Below are 14,838 nucleotides of genomic sequence, written 5' to 3'. Positions count from 1 at the left end.
TTCGCAACGTCTACCTGACGAGGCCTTTATGACCAGTCGCCTGAACCCAGAAGACCAGAAGCATGTCGAAGAGTACCTGCAACTGTCCCAGCACCGAGTCGAGCGCCGGCCTTTCCGGCCGTGGATGCTCCTGGTGGTGGTACTGGCCATCACGATCGGCCTGGGCCTGTTGAGCCGACTGATCAGTTACCTGACGCTATGAAGCGCTTGGCGCTCGCTCGGGTAACGGCACCGAATTCCTTTAGCCTTGCGAGATATCCCCATGACTCATCGTATTGTCATCGTTGGCGGCGGCGCCGGCGGTCTGGAGTTGGCTACCCGTCTGGGTAAGACTCTGGGCAAGCGTGGCACGGCCAGTGTGATGCTGGTCGACGCGAACCTGACCCACATCTGGAAACCCCTGCTGCATGAAGTGGCTGCCGGTTCCCTGAACTCCTCCGAAGACGAACTCAACTACGTCGCCCAGGCAAAATGGAACCACTTCGAGTTCCAGCTTGGGCGCATGAGCGGCCTGGACCGGGAGCACAAGCGAATCCAGCTGGCCGCGACCTATGACGAGGCGGGCGTCGAGCTGTTGCCGGCTCGGGAATTGGGCTACGACAGCCTGGTGATTGCCGTCGGCAGCACCACCAATGACTTCGGCACCGAAGGCGCGGCGCAACACTGCCTGTTCCTGGACACCCGCAAGCAGGCCGAGCGCTTCCATCAGCAATTGCTCCACCACTATCTGCGTGCCCACGCCGGACAGACCGATATCGTCGAGCGCATCAGCGTCGCCATCGTCGGCGCCGGTGCGACCGGGGTCGAACTGGCGGCCGAGCTGCACAATGCCGCCCACGAACTGCACGCCTACGGCCTGGACCGGATCAAACCGGAAAACATGCACATCACCCTGATCGAGGCGGGCCCACGGGTCTTGCCGGCGCTGCCAGAGCGTATCGGCGGACCGGTGCACAAGACCCTGGAAAAACTCGGGGTCAACGTCATGACCAACGCCGCCGTCAGCCAGGTGACCGCCGACAGCCTGATCACGGCGGATGGCCAAGTGATCGACGCGAGCCTGAAAGTCTGGGCCGCCGGAATTCGCGCACCGGACTTCCTCAAGGACATCGACGGGCTGGAGACCAACCGGATCAACCAGCTGCAAGTGCTACCGACGCTACAGACCACCCGCGACGAGAACATCTTTGCCTTCGGCGATTGCGCCGCCTGCCCGCAACCCGGCAGCGATCGCAACGTTCCACCCCGCGCCCAGGCCGCGCACCAGCAGGCCTCGCTGCTGGCAAAATCCCTGAAGCTGCGGATCGAAGGCAAGGCCCTGCCTGAATACAAGTACACCGACTACGGCTCGCTGATCTCGCTGTCGCGGTTCTCGGCGGTGGGCAACCTGATGGGCAACCTGACCGGCAGCGTGATGCTCGAAGGCTGGCTGGCGCGGATGTTCTATGTGTCGCTGTACCGCATGCACCAGATGGCGCTGTACGGCATGTTCCGCACGGCCATGCTGATGCTGGGCAGCAAGATCGGGCGCGGGACTGAGCCTAGGCTGAAGTTGCACTGAGGCCTTACTGACGATTGCGCTGGATCAGCAATATTGGTGCTGGCTGATCCACCGTCATCGCGAGCAAGCTCGCTCCCACAGTTGATCGCGGTCATCCTGTGGGAGCGAGCTTGCTCGCGATGGGGGCGGTACAGTCAAGACTTGAGCTCGGGCAGGCTCACTGTCCGAGCCATCCATCGATCAAACCTGAAACCGCTGCACCATCGTACGCAGCGAATTCGCCAGCTGCGACAACTCATGGCTGGAGGCACTGGTCTGGTCCGCGCCGGAAGCCGAGCGCACGGACAAATCACGAATGTTCACCAGGTTGCGATCCACCTCACGGGCCACTTGCGCCTGCTCTTCGGCGGCGCTGGCGATGACCAGGTTGCGTTCGTGGATTTCATTGACCGAGGCCGTGATGGTCTGCAGCGCGTCCCCTGCCCGCTCCGCCATGGCCAAGGTGCTGGCGGCGCGACTGGAGCTGGCCTGCATGGAATCGAGTGCCTGGGTGGCACCGCTGCGCATGCCCTGGACCATTTGCTCGATTTCCTGGGTCGATTGCTGCGTGCGATACGCCAGCGCCCGCACCTCATCGGCCACCACCGCAAACCCACGCCCGCTCTCACCCGCCCGGGCCGCCTCAATGGCCGCGTTGAGGGCCAGCAGGTTGGTCTGCTCGGCGATGGCGCGGATCACGTCCAGCACCTTGCCGATATCCTGCGACTGGTTGGCCAACGATTGCACCAAGCCGCCGGTCACCTGCACATCGCTGGCGAGGGCGCCAATGGCATCGACTGTGTCGCTGACCCGCTGCTGCCCCAGGGAGGCCGATTCACTGGACTGACGGGTGGCATCGGAGGTGGAAACCGCATTGCGCGCCACTTCCTCCACAGCGGTGGTCATCTCGGTGACGGCAGTGGCGGCCTGTTCAATTTCGTTGTTCTGTTGCTGCAAGCTTTGAGTGCTGTCGAGGGTGACGGCGCTCAGCTCATCGGCCGCGGTGGCCAATTGCGCGGCTGAGCCGCTGATGCCCTGCAGGGTCTCACGCAGATTCTGTTGCATCGCCGCCAACGCCTTGAGCAGGCGGCTCACTTCGTCGTTGCCATGGGTCTCGATTGGCCGGGTCAGGTCACCCCGGGCGACGCTCTCCGCGGCATTCAAGGCCTCGCCCAAGGGTTTGACGATACTGCGCGTGAGCAGCATGGCCAGGGCCACCGTGGCCAGGGCGGCAAGCACAATGAACAGGCTGACGATCATGCGGGAATTGGCGTAGTGCTCCTGGGACTTCTGGCTCTCGACGGACACCTGCTTGGAGAACAACTCCGCCAGATCGTTGAGCTGCTTGCCGGAACCGTCCACCACGGTCTTCATGTCCACCAGCAGCAGCTTGATCAGCTCGTCCCGACGCCCTTGCTCCGCCAAGGTGAAGGATTGCGCGATACCGGTACGGTAAGCGGCAAAGGTCTGCTTGAACTGGTCGTAAAGGGCCTTGCCTTCAGGCGTCACGACGAGTTTTTCGTAAGCCGCGATTTTTTCGCCCAGTTCTTTGTCGCGCGTGTCCATTTGTGCGCGGTACACCGGGATATTCTTCGGGTCTTGGTCCAGGGCCATGCGCAGGGAGATGGTGCGGATCCGCAGCATCCACTCGCGGATATCGCCCCCCTCACGAATGCTGGGCAGCCACTGGGTTTCCACGGCGACTTCACTGTCACGAATGCTCGACATCTGACCCAGCGCAAACACCCCGAGTAACGCCACCAGCACGGCGATCAAGGCAAACCCCAACGCGGCACGGGGGGCGATATTCAACTGACGAAGCGACATAGGGGAGTGCCTTTTTTATTGGTGGCCTGAGGTGGGGCCAGGCCCCTGTCGCTGGGTTATCGGCAAGTTGTACGATGTCTTAAGTCGATCCACTTTATTGCAGGCAAAAAAAATCCCCGTATCTTTCGATACGAGGATTTTTAGTATGGTCGGGGTAAGGGGATTCGAACTCCTGACATCCTGCTCCCAAAGCAGGCGCGCTACCGGACTGCGCTATACCCCGGTAAAAAAAAGGCGACCTTCGCAAGTCGCCTTCCTCGATCAGCGCTTTTGGCCTCTGATCTTAAGATTCGATTCCAGCGAGCTGGTTTCAAAAATGGTGGGTCGTGTGGGATTCGAACCTACGACCAATTGGTTAAAAGCCAACTGCTCTACCAACTGAGCTAACGACCCAAATATGGTCGGGGTAAGGGGATTCGAACTCCTGACATCCTGCTCCCAAAGCAGGCGCGCTACCGGACTGCGCTATACCCCGATTGAAATGGCTCCGTGACCAGGACTCGAACCTGGGACCCAATGATTAACAGTCATTTGCTCTACCGACTGAGCTATCACGGAACTGATATTTCAAGTTACTGCAATTTTGAAGCTACAACGTTGAAGCTCGCTTCAACCTCTTCTACCCTTACGCATCGCTGCGTTCGTGTGCCTGAGGCGCGCTATTCTACAATCTTCAAAACCTCTGTCAACCCCTTAAATTGCTTTCAAGACAATGATTTGCAACTTATTTTGGATTCCTTCTCAGTGAGAAGTCGCCCTTGGGGTGACGTACTGCGGGGCGCACTTTACAAGCCTTTTCCTTTGAGTTCAACGGCCTGATGAAAAAAATGGCCTTGCAAGGCAAGGCCATTTCAATCGACGGCCGTAGCGGCTTTCAGTTGAAGACGATTTCGTCGTTCTCCACCGTACCGGTCACGGTTTCGCCCGGCATGAAGCGCCCGGACAGGATCAACTGTGCCAGCGGGTTTTCGATCCAGCGCTGGATCGCTCGCTTGAGCGGCCGTGCGCCATAGACCGGGTCGTAACCCACCGCAATCAACTTGTCCAACGCCTCACCGCTCAACTGCAATTTCAGCTCACGCTCGGTGAGGCGGCTGCGCAGGCGACCCAACTGGATCTCGGTAATGCCGGCAATCTGATCCCGGGCCAACGGCTCGAAGATCACCACTTCGTCCACACGGTTGATGAACTCCGGACGGAAATGGGTAGAGATCGCGTCCATCACCGCCGCGCGCTGCGCCTCGCGATCGCCCACCAGCTCCTGGATCTGCGTCGAGCCCAGGTTGGAGGTCATCACGATCACCGTATTGCGAAAGTCCACCGTGCGCCCGTGGCTGTCGGTCAGGCGACCATCCTCCAGCACTTGCAGCAAAATGTTGAACACATCCGGATGGGCCTTCTCGACCTCATCGAGCAGGATCACCGAATACGGCTTGCGCCGCACCGCCTCGGTCAGGTAACCGCCCTCTTCATAGCCGATATAACCCGGTGGCGCACCGATCAGCCGTGCCACGGAATGTTTCTCCATGAACTCGGACATGTCGATGCGCACCATGGCCTCTTCCGTGTCGAAGAGAAACTCGGCCAGCGCCTTGCACAGCTCGGTTTTACCCACACCGGTCGGGCCGAGGAACATGAACGAGCCACTCGGACGATTAGGATCCGACAACCCGGCGCGGGACCGGCGCACGGCGTTGGAGACCGCTACGACCGCCTCTTCCTGGCCAATCACGCGCTGGTGCAGCAAGCTTTCCATTTTCAGCAGCTTGTCGCGCTCGCCTTCAAGCATCTTCGAGACCGGAATGCCGGTCCATTTGGACACCACTTCGGCGATCTCTTCCTCGGTGACCTTACTGCGCAGCAACTGGTTTTCGCTCTTGCCGTGCTGGTCGACCATTTGCAGGCTGCGTTCCAGATCCGGGATCACCCCGTACTGCAGCTCGGCCATGCGGTTGAGGTCGCCTTTGCGGCGAGCCGCTTCCAGTTCCTGGCGGGACTGTTCGATCTTTTGCTGGATCTGCGCCGAGCCCTGGACTTCGGCTTTCTCCGAGTTCCAGATTTCCTCGAGGTCGGAATACTCACGCTCGTGACGAACGATTTCTTCCTGCAACCTTTCCAGACGTTTCTTCGCCGCTTCGTCGCTTTCTTTCTTCAGGGCCTGGGATTCGACCTTGAGTTGAATCAGGCGCCGCTCCAACCGATCCAGCACTTCGGGCTTGGAGTCGATTTCCATGCGGATGCGGCTGGCCGCCTCGTCGATCAGGTCAATGGCCTTGTCCGGCAACTGCCGGTCGGTGATGTAGCGGTGGCTGAGCTTGGCCGCGGCGATGATCGCGCCATCGGTGATTGCCACCTTGTGGTGAACTTCGTAGCGTTCTTTAAGGCCGCGCAGGATGGCGATGGTGTCTTCTTCGCTCGGTTCCTCCACCAGCACTTTCTGGAAGCGCCGCTCCAGCGCCGCGTCCTTCTCTATATATTGGCGGTACTCGTTGAGCGTGGTCGCGCCGACACAGTGCAACTCGCCCCGGGCCAACGCCGGCTTGAGCATATTGCCGGCGTCCATCGACCCCTCGCCCTTGCCCGCACCGACCATGGTGTGCAATTCGTCGATGAACAGGATGATCTGCCCTTCCTGCTTGGACAGTTCATTGAGCAGCGCCTTGAGCCGTTCTTCGAACTCGCCACGGTACTTGGCACCGGCGATCAAGGCCCCCATGTCCAGGGACAACAGGCGCTTGCCCCTGAGGCCGTCCGGCACTTCGCCGTTGATGATGCGCTGGGCCAGGCCCTCGGCGATGGCGGTTTTACCCACGCCTGGCTCACCGATCAGCACCGGGTTGTTCTTGGTGCGGCGTTGCAGCACCTGGATCGTGCGGCGGATTTCATCGTCGCGACCGATCACCGGGTCGAGCTTGCCTTCCTCGGCCCGCTTGGTCAGGTCGACGGTGTATTTGTCCAGCGCCTGGCGCGACTCCTCATGGTTGGCGTCGTTGACGGCTTCGCCGCCACGCAGGTTGTTGATGGCATTTTCCAGGGCTTTCTTGCTCACGCCTTGGCCGAGCAGCAACTTGCCAAGCTTGCTGTTCTCGTCCATGGCGGCGAGCAGCACCAATTCGCTGGAAATGAACTGGTCGCCCTTCTGCTGGGCCAGGCGGTCGGCCTGGTTGAGCAGACGCGCCAGATCCTGGGACATGTTCACGTCACCGGTCGGATTCTGGATCTTGGGTAACTGGTCGAGCTCCTTGGCCAGTTCTTTGCGCAGGCTGTTGACGTCAAAGCCGACCTGCATCAACAGGGGCTTGATGGAGCCGCCCTGCTGTTCGAGCATGGCCTGCATCAAATGCGCCGGTTCGATACCGGGATGGTCCAGACCGACGGCCAGGGACTGGGCATCGGATAGGGCCAATTGTAATTTGCTGGTTAAACGATCAATACGCATGGGTCACCTTCCTAATGAGCAGGCCGGACCTTGAAAACATCCTGAATGAAGAAACCTGCCAGATACCGTTATAGATGTGGTCGATTCTGGAAGATTCAAGCCGGGCGCCCTTGATGCAGATCAGAGAAGTCTAGCGTTCGATCCAGATCAGCGAGGCAAAGCGACCGGTGCGCGGGTTGCGGCGGTAGGAAAAGAAACGTGGGTCGGTCACGGTGCAGAGACCGCCCCCGTAAACGGCCGTGACACCGCGTGCCGCCAGCCGCAAGCGGGCCAACTGATAGATATCGGCGAGGAACTTGCCGGGATTGGGGCTCGCGGCAAAGGCTTTTACCGCTTCAGGCAGTTGCGCGATGAAGGCTTCACGCACTTCCGGCCCGACTTCGAACGCTTGCGGGCCGATGGCCGGGCCGAGCCAGGCCAGGATTTCTTCCGCGGGCACGGCAAGGCTGTCGAGGGTGGCCTCCAGCACACCGTTCGCCAGCCCGCGCCAGCCGGCATGGGCCGCCGCGACGCGGGTGCCGGCACGGTTGCAGAACAGCACCGGCAGGCAGTCCGCCGTCATCGCCGTGCAAGCGATACCCGGCGTCGCGGTCCAGCTGGCATCGGCGGTCGCCACCTGGGCTGGGTCAGCCTCGACCACAGCAATGCCGTGGACCTGCTGCAGCCAGGCCGGGGTGATAGCGAATGGATCGGTGACGCGACGGCGGTTTTCGGCGACGGCCGTGGGGTCGTCGCCCACATGGTCGCCCAGGTTGAGGCTGTCGAACGGCGCCAGGCTGACGCCGCCCTCGCGGGTGGTGACGCAGGCCTTGACCCGGGCCGGCGCGGGCCAGTCGGGTGTCAGCCAGTCACTCATCCGATGAACGCCTCGCGGTCCTGCTTGAGCAACGTCAGCAGCCAAACGAAATCATCCGGCAACGGCGATTCCCAGCTCATGCGCTTGCCGGTCGTCGGATGATCCAGTTCCAGGAAACGCGCGTGCAGCGCCTGGCGCGGGAAATTCTTCAGCGATTCGACCATGGTCTGGCTCGCGGCTGGCGGAATGCGGAAACGACCGCCATAAGCCGGGTCGCCCACCAACGGGAAGTTGATGTGGGCCATGTGCACGCGGATCTGGTGGGTACGACCGGTTTCCAGCTTGACCCGCACGTGCGTGTGGGAACGGAAACGCTCCAGCACGCGGTAATGACTGACCGCCTGCTTGCCGCCCTCCATTACCGCCATGCGCTGGCGCTGCTGGCCGTGACGACCGATCGGGGCGTTGATCTTGCCACCGGCAGTGACGACCCCGATCACGATGCATTCATAGATGCGGCTGACACTGCGGCTTTGCAGCTGTGTAACCAGCTGTGTCTGCGCCTGGATGGTCTTGGCCACCACCATCAGGCCGGTGGTGTCCTTGTCCAGGCGATGCACGATGCCGGCACGGGGCACATTGATGATGTCCGGTACGTGGTGCAGCAAGGCATTGAGCAGCGTGCCGTCGGCATGACCGGCCGCCGGGTGCACCACCAGGCCCGCAGGCTTGTTGATCACCAGGATGTCATCGTCTTCATAGACGATGTCCAGGGCAATGTCCTGGGCGACCCATTCTCCCTGGGCCTCCTGCTCGGCAGTCAGTTCGAGGATGGCGCCGCCATGGACGATGTCGCGCGGACGAATCACCGCCCCATCCACAGTCAGGCGGCCGTCCTTGATCCAGGCGGAAAGGCGCGAGCGAGAGTGCTCGGCAAAGAGTTGTGCGGCGACTTGATCGAGGCGTTGGCCGCCCAATTCGGACGGCACCTCTGCGCGAAGTTCTATTTTATCGGACATGCTCGGACTAGGCGTCGGCACAGCCTTTGGTTTCGGCTGCGCGCTTGTGGTTAAATACGGCGTCTTTTGCCCCGAGGCTTTCAACGGGGCGCTCATCATAACAGGACGGCCCCGCCCAAGACAGCGGCCGTCATAGGGACGCAAGCCGCCATGCAAGTGAAACACCTGCTGCTGATCGCCATCCTCGCATTGACTGCTGCTTGCTCGTCGAAGGAAGTCGTAGACGAAAACCTGAGCGAAGTCGAACTGTACCAACAGGCGCAGAACGACCTGGATAACAACAGCTATACCAGCGCCACCGCCAAGCTGAAGGCGCTGGAGTCGCGGTATCCGTTCGGTCGTTACGCCGATCAGGCCCAATTGGAGCTGATCTACGCCAACTACAAGAACGCCGAGCCGGAAGCCGCCAAATCCGCCGCCGAGCGTTTCATTCGTCTGCACCCGCAGCACCCGAATGTCGATTACGCCTATTACCTCAAGGGCCTGACCTCCTTCGACCAGGACGTCGGCCTGCTGGCGCGCTTCCTGCCGCTGGACATGACCAAGCGTGACCCGGGCGCCGCGCGCGACTCCTACAACGAGTTCGCCCAGCTGACCAGCCGCTTCCCCAACAGCCGCTACTCGCCGGACGCCAAGCAGCGCATGATCTACCTGCGCAACCTGCTGGCTTCCTACGAAATCCACGTGGCCGACTACTACCTGACCCGCCAGGCCTACGTCGCCGCTGCCAACCGGGGCCGCTACGTGGTGGAAAACTTCCAGGAAACCCCTTCGGTGGGTGATGGCCTGGCGGTGATGACCGAAGCCTACCAGCGTCTGCACCTGGACGACCTGGCGGCCACCAGCCTGGAAACCCTCAAGCTGAACTACCCGGATCACCCGTCGCTGGTCGATGGTCAGTTCACCCCACGGGTCGACGAAGCCGACAACCGTTCGTGGCTGAGCAAGGCGACCCTGGGCCTGATCGAGTCCCGTCCACCGTTGCCGCCTGGCGAAACCCGCGCCAACCAGGACGTGCAGCGTCAGTTCCAGGATGCCAAGGAAGCCATCCCGAACGAACTCAAGCCCAAGGACGAAAATGGCGACGTGATCGAGGAAGAAGAACCCGAGAACGAATCCAGCGACCGCTCCTGGTTCAGCTACATGACCTTCGGCCTGTTCGACTGAGGCCAAGGCATCAGCAAAAAGGGAGACCCTCGGGTCTCCCTTTTTTATGCCTGGGTTTTATTGCGCTGTGCGCCGTTCCAGTCCTTGGCTAAACTGCCTGATCTCTAGCCAAAAAGCTGCCCATCATGCTTCGTTTACTGTTCTGGATCGCCCTGATTGCCGCCGCGGTATGGTTCTGGCGCAAGTTCAAGGGTGCCTCCTCCGCGCCGAACGCTCCCCGAGAGTACGACGCACCGCCCATGGTGCGCTGCGCCCATTGCGGCGTACACCTGCCCCGCGACCGGGCACTGGCCCTCGAACAACAATGGTATTGCAGCCAGGCTCACCTCGAGCAAGGCCCGGGCAATCGTGAGCGCTGAGGCCTCAAGCCCACGCGTCAAACAGACGCAGCGCCTGCTGCGCCTCTATCACCTGTACCGCCTGAGTATCGGCATCACCCTGGTGCTGCTGATCTCCAGCAACATGGACAACCGCCTGCTGGAGTTCGCCAACGACCACCTGCTGCGCAGCGGTAGCTGGTTGTACCTGGTGCTGAACATCCTGCTGGTGGTGTTCCTTGAGAACACCCGACGCCCTGCCCGACTGTTCGGCCTGGCCCTCACCGACGTGCTCTTGCTTTCATGGCTGTTTTTCGCAGCCGGCGGTGTGCCCAGTGCCATCGGCAACCTGATCATCGTCTCGGTGGCCATCGGTAACACGCTGTTGCGCGGCAGGATCGGCCTGTTGATCGCGGCCGTCGCCACCCTCGGCATCGTCGGTTCGAGTTTTTTCTTGGCTTGAGCGACTCGAACCGTCCCAGCAGCTATTTGCAGGCCGGTACCCTCGGGGCGCTGTGTTTTGCCGCCGCGCTGCTGGTGCAAGGCCTGACCCGACGCTTGGAAGCCAGCGAAACCCTGGCCGAGCAACGGGCCAGCGAAGTGGTCGGCCTGGAAGCGCTCAACGCCCTGATCCTGCAACGCATGCGCACCGGCATCCTGGTGCTCGACCGTGAGCGTCGGGTCCAGTTGGCCAACGAAAGCGCATTGAATCTGCTGGGCATGCACGATCTGGTCGGCCAGCAGCTCGACGATTACTCCACTGCCCTGGTCGAACGCCTGCAATTATGGCGAAACAACCCCAGCCTGCGCCCGTCCAGCCTGACCGTTACGGGCACGGGCCTGGCCCTGCAACCGAGCTTCATCGCCCTGGGCCATAACGACCAGCATCAAATCCTGGTGTTCCTCGAAGACCTGGCCCAGGTTGCCCAGCATGCCCAGCAGCTCAAGCTCGCCTCCCTGGGGCGCCTGACCGCCGGTATCGCTCATGAAATCCGCAACCCCTTGGGCGCCATCAGCCACGCGGCGCAATTGCTGCGCGAATCAGAGGAACTGAACGACGCGGATCGGCGTCTGACGCAGATTATTCAAGATCACTCCCAACGAATGAATCGCGTCATTGAAAACGTTCTGCAGCTGTCTCGTCGCCAGCAAACCACACCCCAGCGTCTCGACCTGCGTACCTGGCTCGACCAATTCGTCCGGCAGGCCCGCGAAAGCATGGCCGAACACCAGCGCTTGCACCTGAGCATCGACCCGGGGGACTACACCACGCTGATGGACCCCGACCAGCTCACCCAGGTACTCGACAACCTGCTGCGCAACGCCTGGCGCCACAGCGCAATGGCCCATGAGCAGGCCGAGGCCTGGTTGAAACTGTTCATCGACCCCCACAGCCAGCTGTCGACCTTGGACATCATCGACAACGGCCCCGGTGTAACGCCCGAGCAGCAGGCGCATTTGTTCGAACCTTTCTTCACCACCAGCAGCCAGGGCACCGGCCTTGGGCTCTATCTGTCCCGTGAGCTGTGCGAAAGCAACCAGGCCCGCCTAGACTTCAAACCACGCCAAGGCGGCGGTTGCTTTCGCATCACCTTTGCTCACGGACGGAAACAGATTTGAACAATCGCTCACGGCAACGAATCCTGATCGTCGATGACGAACCGGACATCCGCGAACTCCTGGACATCACCCTGGGCCGGATGAAACTCGACACCCGCAGCGCCAAGAACCTTGCCGAGGCCCAAGCCCTGCTGGCGGGAGATGCCTTCGACCTGTGCCTGACCGACATGCGCCTGCCCGATGGTACTGGCTTGGAACTGGTGCAGCACATCCAGCAACGTTATCCACAACTGCCCGTGGCGATGATCACCGCCTACGGCAGCCTGGAAACCGCCATCGACGCCCTCAAGGCCGGCGCTTTCGATTTCCTGACCAAGCCGGTCGACCTGGGGCGGCTGCGGGAACTGGTCACCAGTGCCCTGCGCCTGCCAGCCGTCGCCACACCGACCAGCACCATCGAGCGATGCCTTCTGGGCGACTCGCCGCCGATGCGCAGCGTGCGCAAACAGATCGAAAAACTCGCCCGCAGCCAGGCGCCGGTGTACATCAGTGGGGAGTCGGGTTGCGGCAAGGAACTGGTCGCCCGGCTGATCCACGAACAAGGCCCCCGTGCCAACCAGGGCTTTGTGCCGGTCAACTGTGGGGCGATTCCCACGGAACTGATGGAAAGCGAGTTCTTTGGCCATCGCAAAGGCAGCTTCAGCGGCGCCATCGAAGACAAGCCCGGACTGTTCCAGGCCGCCCATGGCGGGACTCTGTTCCTTGATGAAGTGGCCGACCTGCCCCTGGCGATGCAGGTCAAGCTGTTGCGAGCCATCCAGGAAAAAGCCGTGCGCGCCGTGGGCGGCCAGCAGGAAGAAGTGGTGGATGTGCGAATCCTCTGCGCCACCCATAAGGATCTGGACGCCGAAGTCGCCGCCGGGCGCTTTCGCCAGGATCTATATTACCGGCTGAACGTCATCGAACTGCGCGTGCCGCCCTTGCGCGAACGCCGCGAAGACATCGAACCGCTGGCCAATCACATGCTCCAGCGCTTGGCGGCCAACACCGGCAGCCCCGCAGTAAAACTCCATCCCCAGGCCCTGGCCGCGCTGCAAAACTACCGCTTCCCGGGCAATGTGCGGGAGCTGGAGAACATGCTCGAACGGGCCTACACCCTGTGCGAACAACAACTGATCGAAGCCGACGACCTGCGCCTGGCCGAAGGCAATAATGCCGGCGAGGCGGGCAAACCCGATTTGATGCAGGTCGACAATCTGGAGGACTACCTGGAAGACGTCGAGCGTAAGCTGATCCTTCAAGCACTGGAGGAAACCCGCTGGAACCGTACGGCGGCGGCACAGCGGTTGAAGTTGTCGTTTCGGTCGATGCGGTATCGGTTGAAGAAACTTGGGCTGGATTGAGCCACGGTTTTGAAGCCCACGTTTCCTCCTGTGGCGAGGGAGCTTGCTCCCGCTGGGCTGCGAAGCGGCCCCCAACCTGACACCTCGGTGCATCAGGTTGATCGAGTCGCTGCTTTTGGGGCTGCTTCGCACCCCAGCGGGAGCAAGCTCCCTCGTCACAGGTTCGGCGTTCACCCTCTGTAACGCCGTTCTCTAGCCCTCCGGCACAGGTACCCGCTCGTCCAGAACACGATTGGCCAATAACTCACTCAGCTCAATCAACTGCTGTACCCCCAAGGCGATATGTCGCCGCGAGCCTTCAAGTTCGAAGGCCAGGTCGCTGATCGTTGCGTTGGCAGAGGCCAGGGTTTCGCTGAGGTTGGTGAGGAGGCATTCGGTGTCGATGCCGTCCACGACAGTGAATAGCTGGGTTGAGGCGGGTTTCTTTTTGGCTTCGGGCTTTGGGCCAAGGTAATAGTCGAGGGCGCGTTTGGCGGCTTCATCGAGCTTTTGGTGATCAGGATCGACGTGGGTTGACGAGGAACCTGTTTCTGGGGGATTGGGTGTATCTTTAATCATTGTGCATCTCCAAGTTTTTGGAGCTGTCACCGATCGCCGCGACGCGATTGGAGGTGGCAGCTGTACGCAGGTTCGCGGACCGAACTTGGAGCTTCGGCATACCCGAAGGTATCCCACGCACAGCCAACCATGACACAACGACAAATACCGAAGCACCGTCGTCGGTTGGAATTATGCACCAAGTTAACGGGCCGCGACGCCCGGACGCTGAATTGGCAGCGACGGGAAAAGGTTAGCCAGAGTTCTTCCCACCCGGCAACCGCCAGAACTCGTCGGAAAATTCGGCTCGAATCAGGAATCTTGTCCGACCATTCCCACAAAGGCTGGTTGGATGTGAGGGCAGTGTGTATATCCGTTTCTGCGGTAACGGCTGCTTAGGGTTCCGCCCTGACGGCGGGTCACTTTCGAAAAGCCCGGAAGCCGGCCCAGTCAAAAGTAACCAAAGCGCTCATGCCCCACCACTTGGCACCTCGCTTAGGCTCGGTGTGCCCTCACTCCGGCATTGCTCCGTGGGCCCGCCGCGAAGGGCCATCCATGGCCCAGCGCGGCTATCCCGGCATCCATGCCGGGATGCCCACTCCACAATGCCTGCGTTCGGCCAGCGTGGTTAACGGGGCGCCGAGATCAACGTCCACCGCGAGGCGGCCTGACAGCCGACCTGGTTCTTGGTGGGACCGCGTTTTTCCTGTGGGATCGAGCCTGCTCGCGATGGGGCCTGTCAGCCCAACATTCATGTGACTGGACCACCGCTATCGCGAGCAAGCTCGCTCCCACAATTGGATAGGTGTACGACCGGGAGAACCAGGTCGGCTGTCAGGCCGCCTCGCGAGCAAGCTTTGCTCCCACAAATTCTGATTGGTGTACCACCGGGAAGAGCCAGGTCGGCTATCAGGCCGCCTCGCTTTTGATTTTGATCTGGGGCGCCCCGTTAACCACGATGGCCGAACGAAGGCATTGCGCAGTGGGCACCTCGGCATGGATGCCGAGGTAGCCGCGCTGGGCCATGGATGGCCCTTCGCGGCGGCCCACGGAGCAATGCCTTCGTTCGGGCATGCCGAGCCTAGGCGAGGCACCGAGTGGTGGGGCAGGAGCGCTTTGGTTACTTTTGACTGGGCCGGCTTCCGGGCTTTTCGAAAGTGACCCGCCGTAAAGGCGGAACCCTAAGTGGCCGTTACCACAGAAACGGATATGTACACGATCAACAATTCTGGC

General features: G+C 61.3%; 11 protein-coding genes, 4 tRNA genes and 1 pseudogene. 6 read left to right on the top strand and 10 right to left on the bottom strand.

What is annotated here, in order from left to right:
* The first annotated feature begins 28 nt into the window (after window positions 1-28).
* Window positions 29-202, top strand: coding sequence for a DUF3094 family protein (locus tag AB4N80_RS09830; protein WP_076386361.1), 174 nt, complete (start codon window positions 29-31; stop codon window positions 200-202).
* A 60-nt stretch (window positions 203-262) separates the two neighbouring features.
* On the top strand, window positions 263-1,561 hold the full coding sequence (locus AB4N80_RS09825) for an NAD(P)/FAD-dependent oxidoreductase (RefSeq protein WP_460081766.1): 1,299 nt from the start codon (window positions 263-265) through the stop codon (window positions 1,559-1,561).
* 180 nt (window positions 1,562-1,741) lie between these two features.
* Here AB4N80_RS09825 and AB4N80_RS09820 read toward each other — a convergent pair whose 3' ends face one another.
* The 8 genes from AB4N80_RS09820 to rluD form a co-directional block, all read right to left on the bottom strand.
* Window positions 1,742-3,367, bottom strand: coding sequence for a methyl-accepting chemotaxis protein (locus AB4N80_RS09820; protein ID WP_460096096.1), 1,626 nt, complete (start codon window positions 3,365-3,367; stop codon window positions 1,742-1,744).
* Window positions 3,368-3,513: 146 nt separating this feature from the next.
* Window positions 3,514-3,590, bottom strand: a tRNA-Pro gene (locus AB4N80_RS09815).
* Window positions 3,591-3,684: 94 nt separating this feature from the next.
* Window positions 3,685-3,760 (bottom strand) — tRNA-Lys (locus AB4N80_RS09810).
* A gap of 5 nt (window positions 3,761-3,765) precedes the next feature.
* A tRNA-Pro gene (locus tag AB4N80_RS09805) sits at window positions 3,766-3,842 on the bottom strand.
* Between the two features lie 7 nt (window positions 3,843-3,849).
* Window positions 3,850-3,925: transfer RNA gene (locus tag AB4N80_RS09800), tRNA-Asn, on the bottom strand.
* 316 nt (window positions 3,926-4,241) lie between these two features.
* Entirely contained in the window at window positions 4,242-6,806 is a 2,565-nt protein-coding gene (gene clpB, locus AB4N80_RS09795) for an ATP-dependent chaperone ClpB (protein ID WP_305491125.1), read from the bottom strand.
* 130 nt (window positions 6,807-6,936) lie between these two features.
* Window positions 6,937-7,662, bottom strand: coding sequence for a peptidoglycan editing factor PgeF (pgeF, locus tag AB4N80_RS09790; protein ID WP_305468541.1), 726 nt, complete (start codon window positions 7,660-7,662; stop codon window positions 6,937-6,939).
* Window positions 7,659-8,621, bottom strand: coding sequence for a 23S rRNA pseudouridine(1911/1915/1917) synthase RluD (gene rluD, locus AB4N80_RS09785; protein WP_003205696.1), 963 nt, complete (start codon window positions 8,619-8,621; stop codon window positions 7,659-7,661). The genes pgeF and rluD overlap by 4 nt, the downstream gene beginning before the upstream one ends.
* A 150-nt stretch (window positions 8,622-8,771) precedes the next feature.
* Between rluD and AB4N80_RS09780 the strand changes: the two genes are divergently transcribed.
* The 4 genes and pseudogenes from AB4N80_RS09780 to AB4N80_RS09765 all read left to right on the top strand — a co-directional run bounded on the left by AB4N80_RS09780 (window position 8,772) and on the right by AB4N80_RS09765 (window position 13,068).
* The gene (locus AB4N80_RS09780; protein ID WP_058546854.1) at window positions 8,772-9,788 is read left to right on the top strand and encodes an outer membrane protein assembly factor BamD; all 1,017 of its coding nucleotides are present in this window, start codon (window positions 8,772-8,774) and stop codon (window positions 9,786-9,788) included.
* Between the two features lie 125 nt (window positions 9,789-9,913).
* Window positions 9,914-10,147, top strand: coding sequence for a PP0621 family protein (locus AB4N80_RS09775; protein WP_122564926.1), 234 nt, complete (start codon window positions 9,914-9,916; stop codon window positions 10,145-10,147).
* Window positions 10,137-11,725 (top strand): annotated as a pseudogene (locus tag AB4N80_RS09770) (two-component system sensor histidine kinase NtrB). The gene AB4N80_RS09775 and the pseudogene AB4N80_RS09770 overlap by 11 nt, the downstream one beginning before the upstream one ends.
* Complete coding sequence (locus tag AB4N80_RS09765) at window positions 11,722-13,068, top strand: sigma-54-dependent transcriptional regulator (protein ID WP_305468544.1); 1,347 nt, start codon at window positions 11,722-11,724, stop codon at window positions 13,066-13,068. The pseudogene AB4N80_RS09770 and the gene AB4N80_RS09765 overlap by 4 nt, the downstream one beginning before the upstream one ends.
* Before the next feature lie 192 nt (window positions 13,069-13,260).
* Here the strand turns inward: AB4N80_RS09765 and AB4N80_RS09760 are convergent, their stop codons facing one another.
* Both AB4N80_RS09760 and AB4N80_RS09755 read right to left on the bottom strand, forming a co-directional pair.
* The gene (locus AB4N80_RS09760; RefSeq protein WP_122564929.1) at window positions 13,261-13,626 is read right to left on the bottom strand and encodes a DUF6124 family protein; all 366 of its coding nucleotides are present in this window, start codon (window positions 13,624-13,626) and stop codon (window positions 13,261-13,263) included.
* A gap of 888 nt (window positions 13,627-14,514) precedes the next feature.
* Window positions 14,515-14,679 (bottom strand): hypothetical protein, encoded by a 165-nt coding sequence (locus AB4N80_RS09755; RefSeq protein ID WP_163006672.1) that lies wholly within the window; start codon window positions 14,677-14,679, stop codon window positions 14,515-14,517.
* Window positions 14,680-14,838 lie beyond the last annotated feature (159 nt).

This window comes from Pseudomonas sp. H3_A02, assembly GCF_054671965.1.
The sequence above is the reverse complement of the archived record's forward strand: the minus strand, read 5'-3'. Positions and strand labels throughout refer to the sequence as shown.

Coding starts and splice junctions, on each gene's coding strand:
- AB4N80_RS09830 (WP_076386361.1), top strand. CDS start 29: ATGACCAGTCGCCTGAACCCAGAAGACCAGAAGCATGTCGAAGAGTAC.
- AB4N80_RS09825 (WP_460081766.1), top strand. CDS start 263: ATGACTCATCGTATTGTCATCGTTGGCGGCGGCGCCGGCGGTCTGGAG.
- AB4N80_RS09820 (WP_460096096.1), bottom strand. CDS start 3,367: ATGTCGCTTCGTCAGTTGAATATCGCCCCCCGTGCCGCGTTGGGGTTT.
- clpB (WP_305491125.1), bottom strand. CDS start 6,806: ATGCGTATTGATCGTTTAACCAGCAAATTACAATTGGCCCTATCCGAT.
- pgeF (WP_305468541.1), bottom strand. CDS start 7,662: ATGAGTGACTGGCTGACACCCGACTGGCCCGCGCCGGCCCGGGTCAAG.
- rluD (WP_003205696.1), bottom strand. CDS start 8,621: ATGTCCGATAAAATAGAACTTCGCGCAGAGGTGCCGTCCGAATTGGGC.
- AB4N80_RS09780 (WP_058546854.1), top strand. CDS start 8,772: ATGCAAGTGAAACACCTGCTGCTGATCGCCATCCTCGCATTGACTGCT.
- AB4N80_RS09775 (WP_122564926.1), top strand. CDS start 9,914: ATGCTTCGTTTACTGTTCTGGATCGCCCTGATTGCCGCCGCGGTATGG.
- AB4N80_RS09760 (WP_122564929.1), bottom strand. CDS start 13,626: ATGATTAAAGATACACCCAATCCCCCAGAAACAGGTTCCTCGTCAACC.
- AB4N80_RS09755 (WP_163006672.1), bottom strand. CDS start 14,679: ATGCCCGAACGAAGGCATTGCTCCGTGGGCCGCCGCGAAGGGCCATCC.